We start from the raw sequence: 14,747 nt of genomic DNA, 5'->3' as shown, positions 1-14,747 counted from the left end.
CCGTGGCAGGCGGCGGGCGTCTCGCCATCGTGGCCGGCAGCGGCCAGCTGCCGCTCTATGTGGCAGCTGCCGCGCGCGAGATGGGCGAAAACCCCTTCATTGTGCGGTTGCGCGATGATTCCCGCTTCGACTGGACGGGTTTCGACAATGCCGTGATCAGTGTCGGCGATGTCGCCGGGCTTGGTCGTCTGCTGCGTGACAACCAGGTAGACCGCGTCGTGCTTTCCGGCGCCGTTGCGCGGCGTCCGGAATGGCGTGAAATTCGCCCCACGGTTGGCATCGTGCTGAAATTGCCATCCATCGTGCGGACCCTGCTTTCGGGCGGAGATGACGCTGTTCTGCAGATGGTCATCAAGGTTATCGGCACGCTCGGCGCAAAGGTCATCGGCGCCCATGAGATCGCCCCCGGCCTGCTTGCCACGATAGGTGCTTTCGGTGCGCAGAAACCGGCCGAAGATGATCTGCGCGACATACGCAAGGCGGCTCAGGCGGCGCTTGCGCTTGGCACGCTTGATGTCGGGCAGGGTGCTGTCTCCGTCGGTGGCCGCATCGTGGCGCTGGAAGGCGTTGAGGGAACCGACGCTATGCTGGCGCGTGTCGCAGCGCTGCGCGCCGAGGGCCGCATCTCGCCCCGCCGCAGGGGCGTGCTGGTCAAGCTCTGCAAGCCACAGCAGGATATCCGCGCCGACCTGCCGACCATCGGTATCGAAACGGTGGAGAATGCGCAGAAAGCCGGGCTGGCGGGCATCGCTGTCGAAGCTGGACGGGCGCTGGTGCTCGACCGCGAAGAGATGTTGAAAGCCGCCGATCAGGCGGGCATATTCGTCTGCGGTATCGATACGTCACTGGGTGAAGACATGGTAGGCGGAGACATGGCGGGATGACGGCAACGTTGAAAGTGGCGGTCATAGCCGGCGAGGTCTCCGGCGACCTTCTGGGCGCGGATCTGATCCGTTCCCTGAAAGCCCGGTATGATGGATCCATCGAGCTGATTGGCGTCGGCGGCGAGACGCTGGAAGCGCAAGGTCTGGTCTCGCTGTTTGATTATTCCGAGCTTTCCATCATGGGGTTTACGCAGGTCCTCAAAAAACTGCCGAAGCTCATTTCGCGGATCAACCAGACTGCGCAGGCAATCATTGCCGCAAGGCCGGATGTCCTGCTGATTATCGACAGCCCGGATTTCACCCATCGCGTCGCGAAAAAAGTCCGCAAACAATTGCCGCATCTGCCGGTCGTCAATTATGTCTGCCCGAGCGTGTGGGCGTGGAAGGAATATCGCGCCACCGCGATGTTGTCCTATGTCGATCACGTTCTCGCCCTGCTACCCTTCGAGCCGGAGGCGATGCGGCGTCTCGGCGGCCCGCCGACAACCTTTGTCGGCCATCGCCTGAGCGTGGATCACGATGTGCTCTCCGTGCGGCAGAGACGGGTGGAGCGGCCGCTTCCCGCCAATGGCGAACCGAAAACCATTCTTCTCCTGCCGGGGTCACGCTCCACCGAAACGACGCGGCTGATGGAGCCGTTTCAGGAGGCTGCAAAAGCCTATGTCGAGCGCAACGGCCCGACGAGGTTTCTGTTGCCCACCGTGCCGCGGCAGGAGGCCCGCATCCGCGAATTGGCGGCGGCATGGCCGCAGGAAATCAGGCCAGAAATCGGCATTGATCCCGCTTTTAAATGGAATGCTTTCGCTGCTGCCGACGCGGCGATTGCGGCCTCTGGCACCGTTATTCTCGAACTCGCGCTCGCCGGCGTGCCAACCATCTCGGTTTACAAGACCGACTGGATTTTCACGATGCTGAGCAAGCGGGTGAAAACCTGGACGGGCGCGCTTCCGAACCTGATCGCCGATTATGTCGTCGTGCCGGAATATTTCAATGAGGTGGTACGGGCAGGGTCGATGCTGCGCTGGGCCGAGCGGCTCTCATCCGACACCACCGAGCGTTGGGCGATGCTGGAAGGTTATGCCCTGGTACAGGAGCGCCTGCGCACCGATGTGCCCCCGGGCGAAACCGGCGCCCTTATCCTTCTCGATGTTCTGAACAGCCGCAAACAGCGAGGCTGAGCCGGCAGCGATCTTGTCTGGCTCTTACTGGACGTCGGGCCGGACAGGGTGCTGCTTCTTCTCGATGGTCGTATCCAATAAAAAAGGCCGGCGGATAAAACCCGCCGGCCTTTTGATATTGGACTATTTCCCGGCTTAACGCTTGGAAACCGGAACGTAATCGCGCTTGCCGGCGCCCGTGTAGAGCTGACGCGGACGACCGATGCGCTGCTGCGGGTCTTCGATCATTTCGTTCCACTGCGCGATCCAGCCGACGGTGCGTGCAAGTGCAAACAGCACGGTGAACATGGTCGTGGGGAAGCCGAGCGCCTTCAGCGTGATACCCGAATAGAAGTCGACGTTCGGGTAAAGCTTCTTTTCGACGAAATAAGGATCGGAAAGGGCGATCTTTTCCAGTTCCAGCGCGACCTGCATGATCGGATCGTCGGAGTTGCCGGTGGCTTCCAGCACTTCGTACATCGTCTTCTGCATGATCTTGGCGCGCGGGTCGTAGTTCTTGTAGACGCGGTGGCCAAAGCCCATCAGGCGGAACGGATCGTTCTTGTCCTTGGCGCGGGCGATGTATTCGGGAATACGATCAACCGTGCCGATTTCGTTGAGCATGTTGAGCGCCGCTTCGTTGGCGCCGCCATGTGCGGGACCCCAAAGGCAGGCGATGCCCGCTGCAATACAGGCGAAGGGGTTCGCACCCGACGAACCTGCAAGACGCACCGTGGAGGTGGACGCATTCTGCTCGTGATCGGCATGCAGGATGAAGATGCGGTCCATGGCGCGGGCCAGAACCGGATCGACCTTGTACTCTTCGCAAGGCACGGCAAAGCACATGTGCAGGAAGTTGGAGGCGTAATCGAGATCGTTCTTCGGGTAAACGAAGGGCTGGCCGATATGGTACTTGTAGGCCATGGCGGCGATCGTCGGCATTTTCGCGATCATGCGCAGGGAGGCGACCATGCGCTGGTGCGGATCGGTAATGTCGGTCGAGTCGTGATAGAAGGCCGAGAGAGCACCGACCGTGCCGCACATGACGGCCATCGGATGCGCGTCGCGACGGTATCCGGTGAAGAAGCGGCTCATCTGCTCATGCACCATGGTGTGGCGTGTAACGCGGGTGTCGAAGTCCTTCTTCTGTGCAGCCGTCGGCAATTCGCCGTAAAGCAGCAGATAGCAGGTTTCCAGGAAGTCGCCCTGTTCGGCGAGCTGCTCGATGGGGAAGCCACGATGCAGCAGAACGCCCTCGTCACCATCGATATAGGTGATCTTGGATTCGCAGGAGGCCGTCGACGTGAAACCCGGGTCATAAGTGAAAGAGCCCGTGTGCTTGTACAGCGTGGCGATATCGACGACGCTTGGTCCAATCGTGCCTTCCCTGACCGGGAGTTCGACCTGTTTTTCGCCAAGTGTCACTGTAGCGCTTTTTTCCGTCATACTGATCCTCCGAAAACATGCGGGTGGGGGCGTTGAGACACGCCCCGCGGTTAAGCGTCTACCGATTAGCTATATGATCCTTGCGCAGATGCCAAGCTATCCGAAGGTCAAATTGTGCATTGCGGCAAACGCAATCGGGTTGCTCCGGGCTTTCCCGGCGATAGCAATTCAATCTCGGTCAACGCACCGTTAAAGGAAAGGATTGCAATCCCTCGCGCCTGCCTGCAAACCTGTTTCCAGTGCGGCAAGGGGCGGCGCAGATTGCTTGGTCAAGGGGAAAAACAGCATTTCGGATATGCCGAAACGTTGCAGGGCAGCTTGCCCGGCACGCGCGATATTCTGTTTCCTCTTCGCCGGACAAGCGATGCCACGACATACGATACGCCCGCCATCGTTCCTGCCCGAAATCTCAAACATACCCTCACGGAAAAAATAGCCGCATGGGTGGCTGAAGAGCGCGCTTTCGGCCACGATTTTCTTTTCATTCCCGTCTTTATCGGTTGTGGCGCGGTCCTGTGGTTTTCTCTTGATGCCGCGCCGTCGTCGCTGGTTCTGGCTCTCGCTTTTGTGCTTGTCGCAGGTCTGGCGCTCATCGTCAGATATACTACCGGCTTCATGTCGGTGGCCTGCAGTCTTTGCACTTTTGTTTTGCTCGGCATGCTTCTGGCCGATTTTGAGACCCGGCGGGCGGGAACGGTGGTGCTGGACACGCCCGTCACCACCACCATCACCGGTACGGTTGCGCGCCGGGAGGTCGATGCGCGCGGCTACCGGCGATATGTGGTTCGGCTGACGGCGACGGAAGCGCCGACATTGTCACGTCCGCCACAGACGATTTCGGTGCTTTCACGCGGCGGCGGGCAACCGGCGGCACTTGGCGCCACCATTCGCGGCAAGGTGCGCCTTTCGCCGCCATCCGGCCCGGCCTTGCCGGGACTGAACGACTTCGCCTTCGCCTCCTATTTCAAAGGAGTAGGGGCGACCGGTTTCTTCTACAAACCGCCGCAAACGCTTCCGCCACTCGCGGGTGACGTCAAGGCCGAAACTGGCTGGCTCGAACGGGCCGATATGTGGCTTTACGGACTTCGCAGCGCGATTGCCGAGCGCATACGCTTAACCATCGGCGATGATGCCGGCGCCTTCGCCGCCTCCATCGTCACCGATGAGAGACAGGCAATATCGGCGGAGACGATGGAGGCGCTGCGGCTCTCCGGCCTTGCCCATATCGTTGCGATATCGGGGCTTAACATGGCGCTGGCGTCTGGCATTTTCTTCGTTGGCCTGAGACTGGCTTTCAGCCTGTTTCCGGCCTTTGCACAGCGCTGGCCCGTCAAGAAGATCGCGGCCTTCGCAGCATTGCTGATGACGCTCGCCTATTATCTCATTTCCGGCTTTGCCGTCTCGGCCGAACGCGCCTGGCTGATGATGTCGGTGATGCTGATCGCGGTTCTGTTCGACCAACCGTCACTCAGCCTCAGAAATGTTGCTCTTTCCGCTCTGGTCATTCTTATCTTTTCGCCATCGGAAATCATGGGGCCGAGCTTCCAGATGTCATTTGCGGCCACCATTGCGCTTGTTTCCGCCTATGCCTTCTGGAGCCGCTGGCGCATTGATCGCGACCGTCTGTTCATCGGGCGCAAACCGGCATGGATGGCGGTAACGGGAACGGTGGGCGCGGTCATCGGCGGTGTTGTCACGACGTCTCTGATCGGTGGCCTTTCGACGGCGATCTATTCGGCCGAACATTTTCACCGTGTCACCACCTATGGACTTTTCGCCAATCTGGCCGCCATGCCGCTCATGTCATTGATCGTCATGCCATTCGGCCTTCTCGCCATGCTACTGATGCCCTTCGGGCTCGATGCGCCGTTCCTGAAGATAATGGGGTATGGCATGGCTCTCGTCATCGAGGTTGCCAATGAGGTGGCGTCGTGGGGCGGCAGCGCGGCGACGGGCCGCCCGCATGGCTGGTTCATCGGTATTGCCTCGCTGGGTTTCCTGTTGCTGACTTTGTTGCGCAGCCGGTTGGCCCTTCTCGGTATCCCGGTTCTGCTTTTCGCTTTCGGCCTGTCGGCGGCAACAGCCTCCCGCGATCCGCCGGATCTGCTGGTGCACGAGGACGGCGAGCTGGTGGCGATGGTGGAGGATGGCAAGGTCTTCACAACCAAAGCGCGGCCACCGGACTTTGTTTATGGCCAGTGGCAGAGAGCGCTGTTGCTGCCGGAAAAACCCGTGCCACCGGTGCTTCTGGCGGCGGAGGCAACCGTGAGCAATGCCGTCTCGGGCCCCAAAACGAAGCTGACGCCTAAAGAGATCGCGGCGGTGACAAGGGAGATGACCGCTGCACTGAGAGATGCCGAGACTGGTGTTTTTACCTGCAGGAAAGGCGTATGGTGCGCAGCGCGCGCCGGCAGCGGCGAGTGGATCATCGTTCTGGAAGACGGCCGCTTTGCCGGGACGGCCTGCGATATCGCCGATATCATTGTTGTTTCCCGCAGAACCTCTTTCTCACAGTGCCGCTCCGGCGCGTTCCTGCTCAATCGTAACATACTGCGACGTATCGGCTCGGTGGAAATAGACTTTGCCAATATGGACCAGGCAGGCGTGGTGGGACGGCTGCGTGCCGCAATCTCCGGAACGGACAGGCCGTGGAGCGAACATCGTTATTACGACTGGAAAAGCGGCCGTTTTGATCACGAGGTGCCGGACGCCGTCAACAGGCTGCTGGCGACGTCAGAATGAGCCGCCAGCTTGGTTCATCAGGCCTTGGCGCGCAGATCCTCGGTCAATTGGCCGATCCCGCCGATTTCCTCTTCATGCGCCGTGTCGCGCCAGGTCTCCTTCAAACCGGCCTCATACCACTCACGCATGGCGGGCAGGGCGAGCAGCCTTTCGTAATAGCTCTTCGCCGCGGGCGAAAGATCCGCCCCGTAGGTCTGGAACCGGAATGCGACCGGGCAGAAGAAGGCGTCGACCGCCGTGAATTTCGCGCCGGCAAGATATGGTCCGCCAAATTTCGCAAAACCTTCGCTCCAGAGCGCATCGATGCGTTTGATATCGGCCGCAAGTCCGGCATCGCCACCTTTCGGCTTTACCCTTATGCCGACCGACATGGGATAGAGATTACGCAGCGAGGAGAAGCCCGCATGCATCTCACTGGCCGCCGAGCGTGACCAGCCTCTTGCCTGCTTGTCGCTTGCCCAGACGCCCTGATGTCTTTCGGCAAGATATTCCGCAATCGAAAGCGTTTCCCATACCGTGAAGCCTTCGTCGACGAGGCAGGGCACTTTGCCGGTTGGTGAAAACGAGGAAAAGGACACGCCTTCACCGAACGGAACCAGTTTTTCATCGAAGGCGATACCAAGCGTGCGCATCAACACCCACGGCCGCAACGACCAGGAAGAATAGTTCTTGTTGGCTACATAAAGATCGTACATGGCGTATCTCCCGGATATGACGCGCATTTCTATACCTGCCGGACGTCCACGGAATATCGAAAATAATCCATGGCTCCCATAAGCCGTATTGATGAATGGCAGGGCGCGAGCATGGACGGCAGTACCCCGTCAATATCACCACTTGGAGACGGCGGAAATTCATCACGCGACGCGATGGCGAAAATTCAATCTTATAAAAACGTTGGCAGAAGTTCCGGCGCTGATCGCGGTCAATTGCGCATGCATCGCTTCGCTATATAGACGGAAATATCGGTATGAAAATTGGATCAGTTTCTAAAAGGCGTCGATCCTGAAGGTCGCAGAGTATCGCTTTCTACCGCAAAATCATGGCCTGCTCCGGACCAGCCTTCACACTTATGCAACAGACGTCACCTTCCGATGACGCCTGCTGAAAACTGAACCATGTCCGGTCCCTTATGATCAATGATAGCGGCGGATCAGCCCAACCAGCTTGCCCTGAATCTTAACCCGGTCCGGTCCGAAGATGCGGGTTTCATAGGCTGGGTTTGCTGCCTCCAGCGCGATGGATGCGCCCTTGCGGCGGAAGCGCTTCAGCGTTGCTTCCTCGTCATCCACCAGCGCCACGACGATATCGCCCGGATTGGCGGTGTTGCCGTTGCGGATGATGACGGTATCGCCGTCGAAAATGCCGGCCTCGATCATCGAATCGCCCTTGACCTCAAGCGCGTAATGTTCGCCGGTGCCCAGCATGTCCACCGGAACGGCAACATCATGGGTGTTGTTCTGGATGGCGGAAATCGGCACGCCGGCGGCGATGCGGCCCATGACCGGCACGGTGACAGCCCCGCCGAAATCATTGGCAGGCGCCTTGGGGGCAGGGGCGGGTTCCGGCGCCTTCGGTTTGCCGAGACTGCCTTCGATGACGCTTGGCGAAAAGCCGCGCTGCGGCCTTGCCCCGGGCGTATAGGCCTCCGGCAGCTTGATGACTTCCAGCGCCCTCGCTCTATTAGGTAGCCGGCGAATAAATCCGCGCTCTTCGAGGGCGGTGATCAGCCTGTGGATGCCGGATTTCGAGGCAAGATCGAGTGCGTCCTTCATTTCATCGAAGGAGGGCGGCACGCCGGACTCTTTCATTCGTTCATGAATGAAGAGAAGCAATTCCTGCTGTTTGCGCGTGAGCATGAGGAAAACACCCTTGAGAATCGTAGTGGAAGTCGCGAAACAAATACAGAACGAACACTATATGTTCCATATGTGTTCTGCAATCCCCTAAAATTTCGTGAAGCAGCTATCTGTTGTTTTGATGATTTGCCTCATTGCCCGCATTTGTGCTTTTCTTCGGTCCGAACCGTTGCGGCCTGGGACTGGCCACGCCGCCAGCAGGAAAAAATAATGACGAAACCCGCAAGCGTCGATCATCTCGTTCTGCCCGTGCAGGCTCTCGGAATCGCTGAAAAGCGCCTTGGCGCTCTCGGTTTCACGGTTGCACCGGAGGCTCTTCATCCCTTCGGCACGCAGAACGCCTGTGTTTTTTTCGCTGACGGAACCTATCTGGAACCGCTCGCGATTGCTAATTCGGCTAAATATAATGCCTCCGTGGAGAAGGGGGATGTGTTCACCGGCAGGGATCAGGCCTTCCGGCAGCGTGATAGACAGGAGGGTTTTTCGGCGCTCGTGGCCCGAACCGATGATGCCTTTGGCGATCATGACAGGTTTGCGATCTCCGGCCTCTCGGCAGGCGATGTCTTCGAGTTTTCGCGGCCTCTCCGGATGCCGGACGGTTCGCAGGGTGAGGCGGCGTTTCGGCTTGCTTTTGCGGCGAGCGGATCGGCTGAGGATTTCTTTTTGTTCAGTTGCCAGCGGCTACAGGCCCTGCCGGGCGACCGCACTGCGCTGGAGCGTCATGCCAACGGGGTCTCTGGCCTCAGCGAAATAGTCCTGTTTTCCGGCGGCGATGCAAAGGCGGCGCGCCTGATCGAAACGGTGTTTGGCTGTGAAGGCACGATATCTCCGGATGGTGATATGGTTTTCGTGACCGGCAATGCGCGCATCAGATTGACCGGAAAACCGGTTTTCGGCGGGCATGCCATGAGTGCTTCGGATTGGAGCGACGGCGGATTGTGCGGCGCGGGCATCGTCTTTCTGTCACACGATCTTGCCGTGACAGAAGCGGTGCTTGCTGCTAATGGCGTGTCCTGCGCAAAAGCGGGCGGCCGCCTGGTGGTGCCCGCGGCACCCGGTCAGGGCGTAACATTCGCCTTCGAGGAAAAATGATGAGCGTTACGAACAATCTCAAAGTCACCGCCGGCGATGGCGCCAGCAAGGTTTTCTTCTCCAATTCTGAGCGGTTTTCGCTGATTGCCGGCCCCTGCCAGATGGAAAGCCGGGAACATGCCTTCATGATCGCCGGTGTCCTGAAGGAGCTTTGCGACAAGCTGGGAATAGGGCTTGTCTACAAATCCTCTTTCGACAAGGCGAACCGCACCTCGCTTTCCGGCAAACGCGGCATCGGCCTTGAGAGCGCGATGCAGGTTTTCGCCGATCTCAAGAAGGAATTCGGCTTTCCGGTTCTGACCGACATTCACACCGAAGAGCAATGCGCCATCGTGTCCGAAGTGGTGGACGTGCTGCAGATCCCGGCCTTTCTCAGCCGCCAGACCGATCTTCTCGTCGCCGCCGCCAAGACGGGCCGTGTCATCAACGTCAAGAAGGGCCAGTTCCTGGCGCCCTGGGACATGAAGAACGTGCTTGCCAAGCTCAATGAGAGCGGCAATCCGAATGTGCTCCTGTGCGAGCGCGGCGCTTCCTTCGGATACAACACGCTGGTTTCCGACATGCGCTCCCTGCCCATCATGGCATCGCTTGGCGCGCCGGTCGTGTTTGACGCGACCCATTCGGTGCAGCAGCCGGGCGGGCAGGGTGGCTCCACGGGCGGCCAGCGCGAATTCGTCGAGACTTTGGCGCGGGCGGCCGTTGCGGTGGGCGTGGCCGGCCTCTTCATCGAGACCCATGAGGACCCGGACAATGCGCCGTCCGACGGCCCCAACATGGTCCACCTGAAGGACATGCCGAAACTCCTCGAAAAGCTTCTGGCTTTCGACGCCATTACCAAAGCCTGAGGGCTGGCCGCTGCGGCGGGCGCCGTTCGCGCCAATCGATTTTAATGGCGGGCGGGCCGTTTCCGCCGTCCGCCGTCATTGTAATTTCTTCGCCATCGTCTAAGACAGGCGACGGAAAATATCTGTTCCATTCCCAAGGGAGAGACCATGACTGCCATTACCGATATCATCGCGCGCGAAATCCTCGACAGCCGCGGCAATCCGACCGTTGAAGTCGACGTTTATCTCGAAGACGGCTCCATGGGCCGCGCCGCCGTTCCGTCCGGCGCCTCCACCGGCGCGCATGAAGCGGTTGAGCTGCGTGATGGCGGCAAGCGTTATCTCGGCAAGGGCGTGGAAAAGGCGGTTGAAGCCGTCAATACCGAAATCTTCGACGCCATCGGCGGTTTCGATGCCGAAAACCAGATCCAGATCGACCAGACAATGATCGCGCTCGACGGCACGCCGAACAAGTCGCGCATCGGCGCCAACGCCATCCTCGGCGTTTCGCTCGCCGTTGCCAAGGCTGCCGCTGAAGCCTCCGGCCTGCCGCTTTACCGTTATGTCGGCGGCCCCAACGCACATCTGCTGCCGGTTCCGATGATGAACATCATCAATGGCGGCGCGCATGCCGACAACCCGATCGACTTCCAGGAATTCATGATCCTGCCGGTCGGCGCAGAAAACATCCGCGAAGCCGTGCGCATGGGTTCGGAAGTCTTCCATACGCTGAAGAAAGAACTGGCCGCGCAGGGCCATAACACCAATGTCGGCGACGAGGGCGGTTTCGCACCGGGTCTCGAAAGCGCGCCCGCCGCGCTCGATTTCATCATGAAGTCGATCGAAAAGGCCGGTTACCGCCCGGGCGATGACATGTTCGTCGGTCTCGACTGTGCATCGACCGAATTCTTCAAGGACGGAAAATACGTTCTTGAAGGCGAAGGCCGCACGCTCGAGCCAGGCGCAATGGCTGAATATCTGGCTGAACTCGTTGCCAAATATCCGATCATTTCCATCGAAGACGGCATGGCTGAAGACGACTGGGAAGGCTGGAAGACGCTGACCGATCTCGTTGGCAACAAGTGCCAGCTCGTCGGCGACGATCTCTTCGTCACCAATTCCGCACGCCTTCGCGACGGCATCAAGATGGGTGTGGCCAACTCCATCCTCGTCAAGGTCAACCAGATCGGTTCGCTTTCCGAGACGCTGGATGCGGTCGAAACGGCGCACAAGGCCGGCTATACCGCGGTCATGTCGCACCGCTCCGGCGAGACGGAAGATTCCACCATCGCCGATCTCGCAGTCGCCACCAACTGCGGTCAGATCAAGACTGGCTCGCTTGCCCGTTCTGACCGGCTCGCAAAGTACAACCAGCTGATCCGCATCGAGGAAATGCTGGGCCCGCAGGCCGCTTACGCCGGCCGTTCGATCCTGCGCGGTTAATTCCGGCAATATTGGTTGTGATGCGGCCCGCCGCCTTGGCGGGCTCATTCAGGGGCGAGCGGTAGCATCCGCATTCCGTCACCCCGGACCCGATCCGGGGTCCAGCGCGATCAAGTCCTTGATCGCGAAAGACTCTCCCCACAGCGCAGACGCGCTGTGGCTGGATGCCGGATCAAGTCCGGCATGACGAGGGTTCTTTTGACGTCGCTGCCATTCTTAGCCCGCCCTCCGGCGGGCTTTTTTGCGCCTATTAGCCAAAGACAATTTAAGGTCAACGGATAGTTAAACAATCAGCCTTAATCTCGAGACTCAAAGGTTATGCGTTTTAAGGCTTCTCTCCGGCATGTGGACCAGACATCATAAAAAGAGACGATTCGGCCGTTTGATCGTTCCGGCCATCACGATCGCTTTTCTTTCATATTTCGGCTATCATTCCATCCATGGCGACTTCGGCCTTCAGGCGACGGAGCGGCTGGAGCGGCAGCGTATCACCCGTACCGCGGAGCTTGCCAAGCTGACCCAGGCCCGTGTTGCGCTGGAGCGGCAGGTGGAATTGCTGAGCGACGGCTCGCTGGAACGGGACATGATCGATGAGATTTCCCGTTACCAGTTGAATATGTCCCGCACGGACGAAATCGTCATCATGAACACCTATTTCTAATTAACCGAAATCAAGTTAATTAATCTTTTGTGATTTATTCACAGCATCTTAGCGTGAATATGTGCCATGCGTTTAAAGCATTGCTGCATGGCATTTTCTTGCATATGGTACGCGCCACTCTATCCATTCAAACGGCAACTCAGGGAGGGATGAATGGCGCCGCGAAAAACCGCGTCCGTATCCGGCCGAAAGACAACGGCAAAGGCTTCAACCGAATTCACCGGTAAGAACAGCCCGGACTTTTCGAAGGAAGAAGAGCTTCACGCCTACCGTGAAATGCTTTTGATCCGCCGTTTCGAGGAAAAGGCCGGCCAGCTCTATGGCATGGGCTTCATCGGTGGTTTCTGTCACCTCTACATCGGTCAGGAAGCTGTCGTTGTCGGCATGCAGATGTCGCAGAAGGAAGGCGATCAGGTCATCACCGCTTACCGCGACCACGGCCACATGCTTGCTCTGGGCATGAGCGCGCGTGGCGTCATGGCCGAGTTGACCGGCCGCAAGGGCGGCCTGTCGAAAGGCAAGGGCGGCTCGATGCACATGTTCTCCAAGGAGAAGCATTTCTACGGCGGCCACGGCATCGTCGGTGCGCAGGTTTCTCTCGGAACCGGTCTCGCTTTCGCCAACCGCTATCGCGGTAACGACAATGTCTCCGTGACCTATTTCGGTGACGGCGCCGCCAACCAGGGTCAGGTCTACGAGAGCTTCAACATGGCCGCTCTCTGGAAGTTGCCGATCATCTATATCGTTGAAAACAACCGCTACGCCATGGGCACGTCGACCGCCCGCGCCACCGCCCAGTCGAACTATTCGCTGCGCGGCCAGTCCTTCGGCATTCCCGGCATCCAGGTGGATGGCATGGACGTGCGCGCCGTCAAGGCCGCCGCCGATCAGGCGCTGGAACATTGCCGTTCCGGCAAGGGTCCGATCATTCTGGAAATGCTGACCTACCGTTACCGTGGTCACTCCATGTCCGACCCGGCGAAATACCGTTCGAAAGACGAAGTGCAGAAGATGCGCTCCGAACATGACCCGATCGAGCAGGTCAAGGCACGGCTTCTGGAGCAGGGCTGGGCAAGCGAAGACGAACTCAAGGCCATCGACAAGGATGTCCGTGATATCGTCGCCGACAGCGCAGACTTCGCCCAGAACGACCCAGAGCCGGATGTATCCGAACTCTACACCGACATTCTGCTCTGATCGGGAAAGGGAAACCCATGCCAGTAGAAATTCTTATGCCCGCCCTTTCCCCGACCATGGAGGAAGGCACGCTTTCCAAATGGCTTAAAAAGGAAGGCGACAAGGTCACCTCCGGCGACGTGATCGCCGAGATCGAGACCGACAAGGCGACCATGGAAGTGGAAGCCGTGGATGAAGGCGTCATCGGCAAGCTGCTGATCGATGCCGGCACCGAAGGCGTCAAGGTCAATACGGCTATTGCCGTGCTTCTCCAGGATGGCGAAAGCGCCGACGACATTTCTTCTTCCGCCAAGAAAGAAGAGCCAAAGGCCGAAGCCGCAAATTCCGATTCGGATGCGGCAGGTGGCAAGACCCGCGAAGCAACCGAGGAGCCGAGCGCTGCCAAGGAAGCCGCCAAGGTTCCGGCAGCACCCAAGATCGAAGTCGCTGCCGATCCGGATATTCCGGCCGGTACGGAAATGGTGATGACGACGGTGCGTGAAGCGCTGCGCGACGCCATGGCCGAAGAAATGCGCGCCGACGAAAAAGTTTTCGTCATGGGTGAAGAAGTCGCCGAATATCAGGGCGCCTACAAGATCACCCAGGGCCTGTTGCAGGAATTCGGCGAGCGCCGCGTCATCGATACCCCGATCACCGAACACGGTTTTGCCGGTATCGGCGTCGGTGCGGCGATGACGGGTCTGCGGCCCATCGTCGAATTCATGACCTTCAACTTCGCCATGCAGGCGATCGACCAGATCGTCAACTCGGCGGCGAAGACGCTTTACATGTCGGGCGGCCAGATGGGCGCACCGATGGTGTTCCGTGGCCCCTCGGGTGCCGCTGCCCGCGTCGGCGCTCAGCATTCGCAATGTTACGCCGCCTGGTACAGCCATATTCCGGGTCTCAAGGTCGTCATGCCCTATACGGCTGCCGACGCCAAGGGTCTCCTGAAGGCAGCCATCCGCGATCCGAACCCGGTCATCTTCCTTGAGAATGAAATTCTCTACGGCCAGAGCTTCGAAGTTCCGAAGCTCGATGATTTCGTGCTGCCGATCGGCAAGGCGCGCATTCATCGCAAGGGCAAGGATGCGACCATCGTTTCCTTCGGCATCGGCATGACCTATGCCATCAAGGCGGTTGCGGAGCTCGAAAAGCTCGGCATCGACGTCGAACTGATCGATCTGCGCACCATCCGCCCGATGGATCTGCCCACCGTCATCGAATCGGTCAAGAAGACCGGTCGTCTGGTCACGGTCGAGGAAGGTTTCCCGCAGTCATCGGTCGGTGACTTCATCGCCAACCAGGTCATGCGCGCCGCTTTCGACTATCTCGATGCGCCGATCCTGACGATCGCCGGCAAGGATGTTCCGATGCCTTACGCGGCAAACCTCGAAAAGCTGGCTCTGCCGAACGTCGATGAAGTCGTTCAGGCCGTCAAAACCGTCTGCTACAAGTAAGGG

12 protein-coding genes are annotated in these 14,747 nt (G+C 59.2%); 9 read left to right on the top strand and 3 right to left on the bottom strand.

Features of this window, described 5'->3' with window-relative positions; all coding sequences use genetic code 11:
* Positions 1-2 precede the first annotated feature (2 nt).
* Together OK142_RS02010 and lpxB are read left to right on the top strand one after the other, a co-directional pair.
* Positions 3-884 (top strand): LpxI family protein, encoded by an 882-nt coding sequence (locus OK142_RS02010; protein WP_498680852.1) that lies wholly within the window; start codon positions 3-5, stop codon positions 882-884.
* Complete coding sequence (gene lpxB, locus OK142_RS02005; RefSeq protein WP_498680851.1) at positions 881-2,062, top strand: lipid-A-disaccharide synthase; 1,182 nt, start codon at positions 881-883, stop codon at positions 2,060-2,062. Before OK142_RS02010 ends, lpxB begins: the two co-directional genes overlap by 4 nt.
* A 135-nt stretch (positions 2,063-2,197) precedes the next feature.
* Here lpxB and gltA read toward each other — a convergent pair whose 3' ends face one another.
* Entirely contained in the window at positions 2,198-3,487 is a 1,290-nt protein-coding gene (gene gltA, locus OK142_RS02000; protein WP_003496202.1) for a citrate synthase, read from the bottom strand.
* A gap of 261 nt (positions 3,488-3,748) precedes the next feature.
* Here gltA and OK142_RS01995 point away from each other — a divergent pair, with 261 nt between their 5' ends.
* On the top strand, positions 3,749-6,229 hold the full coding sequence (locus OK142_RS01995; protein ID WP_498680850.1) for a ComEC/Rec2 family competence protein: 2,481 nt from the start codon (positions 3,749-3,751) through the stop codon (positions 6,227-6,229).
* A 17-nt stretch (positions 6,230-6,246) separates the two neighbouring features.
* Here the strand turns inward: OK142_RS01995 and OK142_RS01990 are convergent, their stop codons facing one another.
* A complete protein-coding gene (locus tag OK142_RS01990; RefSeq protein ID WP_498680849.1) occupies positions 6,247-6,924 on the bottom strand; it encodes a glutathione S-transferase family protein in 678 nt (225 codons plus the stop codon).
* Between the two features lie 441 nt (positions 6,925-7,365).
* The gene (gene lexA / locus OK142_RS01985; RefSeq protein ID WP_082184195.1) at positions 7,366-8,088 is read right to left on the bottom strand and encodes a transcriptional repressor LexA; all 723 of its coding nucleotides are present in this window, start codon (positions 8,086-8,088) and stop codon (positions 7,366-7,368) included.
* 210 nt (positions 8,089-8,298) lie between these two features.
* On the opposite strand from lexA, the gene OK142_RS01980 reads away from it, so the two are divergent.
* The 6 genes from OK142_RS01980 (at position 8,299) to OK142_RS01955 (ending at position 14,744) form a co-directional block, all read left to right on the top strand.
* Entirely contained in the window at positions 8,299-9,180 is an 882-nt protein-coding gene (locus tag OK142_RS01980) for a VOC family protein (protein ID WP_498680848.1), read from the top strand.
* On the top strand, positions 9,180-10,025 hold the full coding sequence (gene kdsA / locus OK142_RS01975; RefSeq protein WP_498681708.1) for a 3-deoxy-8-phosphooctulonate synthase: 846 nt from the start codon (positions 9,180-9,182) through the stop codon (positions 10,023-10,025). The genes OK142_RS01980 and kdsA overlap by 1 nt, the downstream gene beginning before the upstream one ends.
* A 147-nt stretch (positions 10,026-10,172) precedes the next feature.
* Positions 10,173-11,447: a phosphopyruvate hydratase gene (eno, locus tag OK142_RS01970; protein WP_313611260.1), complete on the top strand. Its 1,275-nt coding sequence runs from the start codon at positions 10,173-10,175 to the stop codon at positions 11,445-11,447.
* Positions 11,448-11,790: 343 nt separating this feature from the next.
* Entirely contained in the window at positions 11,791-12,108 is a 318-nt protein-coding gene (locus OK142_RS01965) for an FtsB family cell division protein (protein WP_004441601.1), read from the top strand.
* 153 nt (positions 12,109-12,261) lie between these two features.
* Entirely contained in the window at positions 12,262-13,305 is a 1,044-nt protein-coding gene (gene pdhA, locus OK142_RS01960; protein ID WP_003496181.1) for a pyruvate dehydrogenase (acetyl-transferring) E1 component subunit alpha, read from the top strand.
* A gap of 17 nt (positions 13,306-13,322) precedes the next feature.
* Positions 13,323-14,744 (top strand): pyruvate dehydrogenase complex E1 component subunit beta, encoded by a 1,422-nt coding sequence (locus tag OK142_RS01955; RefSeq protein WP_035217464.1) that lies wholly within the window; start codon positions 13,323-13,325, stop codon positions 14,742-14,744.
* Positions 14,745-14,747: the final 3 nt, after the last annotated feature.

The organism is Agrobacterium sp. BT-220-3 (assembly GCF_025910175.1).
Classification (GTDB): Bacteria; Pseudomonadota; Alphaproteobacteria; order Rhizobiales; family Rhizobiaceae; genus Agrobacterium; species Agrobacterium oryzihabitans.
This window is presented reverse-complemented; position numbering and strand designations above follow the sequence as displayed.